Genomic DNA, 2,395 nt, shown 5'->3' on the forward strand with positions numbered 1-2,395 from the left:
GCATGCACCTGCTGCTGGCACCGGCTACCCGGCCCATCCCGCACTTCACCCCGCGGCTGGGCACGTCCTTGATCAAGTACATGTTCTCCCTGCCCGGCAAGGACCGTATTGTGGTGGAGCCCGACTCCCGCAATGCCAAAGCCCTCCGTCGTTTGGAAGCTACCTGCTTTGAGCTTGGCCCCATCATCCAGCTCGCCGAGAAGGAAGCCCAGCTCGGATTCCTGACGAGGGCAGGCTTTGATGAGATCCAGGAGCAGCAGGCCCGCTAGCGCCAGACGAAACTCCAGGTTCCCGCGCCGACGGCTGCGAGCACTGCACCGGCGGCGATGAGAAGCCCGCCAAGGACCACCCATACGTCCAGCAGTGAGTACGTGGATTCGCGTGCCCAGGTTCGCTGCCCGCCGCCGAAGCCGCGCGCTTCCATGGTCACCGCCAAACGCGACGCCCTCCTCACGGCCTGGACCAGTAACCCGAAGCTCTGGCCGAGAGTAGCCTTCAACCGTTGGAACGGGCTGCCTTGGGAACCGACACCACGGGCGCGGCGGGCCATGCCGATTGTCTGCCATTCTTCTGCCATCAGGCCCACCAGCCTCATGGCTGCCAGGGAGCCCAGGACAAATCGGTGCGGCAGCTTGGCCTTTTGCGCCAGCGCATCGGCCAGATCAGTCGGGTCCGTGCAGGTCATCAGCAGGATCGCCGGTAAGGCAATCGCCAAACCGCGCAGCATGAAACCCAGCCCCAGTTCAAGGGAACCTTCGCTGATGGACCAGAGTCCGACGTCGAGCAGTACAGCGCCGCTGTCCGCCGCCACGATCGCCGTGCTCCAGCCGCCAATCGCTGCCGCCATGATCAAAGGCCAGGCCCGCTGCCACAAAAGGCGTACAGTGAGGCCGGCCAGCGGGAAGAGCGCCAGTTCCGCAAGGAGTGCTGTTGACGCCGATACCCAGTCGATGGACAAGGCCAGCACCAGGGAAATCAGGAAGACCGACACGAACTTGGCCAAGGGGTTGGCGCGGGTCAGCAGGGCGTGGTTTCCGCGAATGTTCAAAGCATCCCTCACGCCGCACCCGCTTCCTGATGCGTGGCCTCACCTTGGGAGATCGGGCCGAGCCGCAGTTCCGTGCCTCCGAGTACTGCACTGAATTCCTGGTCGTGGGTCACGGACACCACCGCCGTACCGGCATCCAACAGCTCCGAAAGAAAGGACGCCAGCTCGGCCCAGGTATTGGCGTCCTGGCCGAACGTTGGCTCATCGAGCACCAGGACCTTGGGGTGAGCAGCCAGGACAGTGGCCACCGAAAGCCGCCGCTTCTCGCCCCCGGAGAGCGTGTAAGGGTTGGCATCCACCAGGTGTGTGAGTCGCAGCCGCTCCAGGAGCTCGTCCACGCGTTCCTCACCGTGGCCCAAATGCCTGGGACCAAACATCAATTCGTCCAGCACGTTGCCTGTGACGAACTGGTGCTCCGGTTCCTGGAACACCGTGCCGATACGGGAGATCAGCTGCTCCGCCTTCCACTTGTAAGGGTCAATACCCGCACCCTCGGAAAGCTCGACGGCGGCACTCACCGTACCGTCCACCGGCGCCAAAAGACCGGCCAACGTGAGAGCAAAAGTGGACTTGCCGGCACCGTTCGGTCCTGTGACCGTCAGGGCTTGGCCTGCCCTGACCTGTGCACTGACCCCGGATTGCGCGGGGACGGGCGGGATGGTTTTGAAGCCCTTGCGCCGCGGTTTTTCCCGGGACACGGCCAGATCCTGGGTTGCCAGGAGAAGCTGCGCGGTGTCGGGCTGGTTCAGGCGGCCCCGGGTTGCAGGAACGTACCCCGGCACCCAGACACCGGCCGACATCAGCATGGTGCGGGCTTCGGACAGGACCTGGTCCGGTGGGCCGTCCAAGAGGACGCCGGCGGTTGCCCCAGGCGCCAGGACCACAATCCGGTCCACCAGGTCCTTCCATACGGACACCCGGTGTTCCACAACCACCAAGGTGGCACCGGTCTTATCCAGGCAGCGCCGAACAGCATCACGGACTTCCAGCACTCCGGCCGGATCCAGGTTGGCCGTCGGCTCGTCCAAGAGGATCAGGCCGGGGCGCATCGCCAAAATACCGGCAAGCGCAAGGCGCTGCTTTTGGCCTCCGGACAGTGCCGCCGTCGGGTGATCCAGTGGCAAACCGCCGCCGGCAGCGGTGCGCAACCCGACGTCGTCGAGCGCTTCATGGACGCGGGACCAAATCTCCTCGCGCGGAACGGCAAGGTTTTCCGCGCCGAAAGCGACGTCGTCACCCAACCGGGACAGCACCACTTGAGTCTCGGGGTCCTGCTGCATCAGCCCTGCGCGCCCACGTTGCTCGCGGGGCACAACACCGTCGATCAGCAGGGAGCCGGTCTCGTCA

Annotated in this window: 3 protein-coding genes; 1 reads left to right on the top strand and 2 read right to left on the bottom strand. The window is 65.0% G+C overall.

What is annotated here, in order from left to right; all coding sequences use genetic code 11:
• Positions 1 to 269: GNAT family N-acetyltransferase (locus HP499_RS23410; protein ID WP_172326446.1), on the top strand; the 269-nt coding region annotated here is incomplete at its 5' end.
• On the opposite strand, the gene HP499_RS23415 is transcribed toward HP499_RS23410, so the two are convergent.
• Together HP499_RS23415 and HP499_RS23420 are read right to left on the bottom strand one after the other, a co-directional pair.
• On the bottom strand, positions 266 to 1,060 hold the full coding sequence (locus HP499_RS23415; protein WP_172326447.1) for an energy-coupling factor transporter transmembrane protein EcfT: 795 nt from the start codon (positions 1,058 to 1,060) through the stop codon (positions 266 to 268). The genes HP499_RS23410 and HP499_RS23415 overlap by 4 nt on opposite strands.
• Positions 1,057 to 2,395, bottom strand: a 1,339-nt coding sequence (locus tag HP499_RS23420; RefSeq protein WP_172326448.1) for an ABC transporter ATP-binding protein, incomplete at its 5' end; no start/stop codon positions are given. The genes HP499_RS23420 and HP499_RS23415, both read right to left, overlap by 4 nt.

The organism is Paenarthrobacter sp. CM16 (assembly GCF_013179505.1).
Classification (GTDB): domain Bacteria; phylum Actinomycetota; class Actinomycetes; order Actinomycetales; family Micrococcaceae; genus Arthrobacter.